This window comes from Acinetobacter lactucae (assembly GCF_013344765.1).
Lineage (GTDB): Bacteria > Pseudomonadota > Gammaproteobacteria > Pseudomonadales > Moraxellaceae > Acinetobacter > Acinetobacter lactucae_A.
This window is the reverse complement of sequence record NZ_JABVBF010000475.1, coordinates 1-249: the sequence shown is the minus strand read 5'-3', so window position 1 is coordinate 249 and position 249 is coordinate 1. Positions and strand designations below refer to the sequence as shown.

The window sequence follows — 249 nt, the reverse complement described above, 5'->3', positions numbered from 1 at the left end:
ACCCGGCGACGAACAATGGCGATGGCACCTGGACGCTTGCAGACAATAGCTTGCCTGTATTAACAGACGGTCCACACACCATTACCGTGACAGCAACAGATGCAGCGGGCAATGCGGGTACAGATACTGCAGTGGTAACGATTGATACCGTTGCACCAAATGCACCGGTACTTGATCCGATCAATGCCACTGACCCAATCAGCGGTACAGCAGAAGCAGGTTCAACTGTAACTGTGAGCTTCCCGGATG

Annotated in this window: 1 protein-coding gene; it reads left to right on the top strand. The window is 53.0% G+C overall.

The window, feature by feature from the left end; genetic code table 11:
* Positions 1-249, top strand: a 249-nt coding sequence (locus HUN22_RS17915) for an Ig-like domain-containing protein (protein ID WP_254617583.1), incomplete at both ends; no start/stop codon positions are given.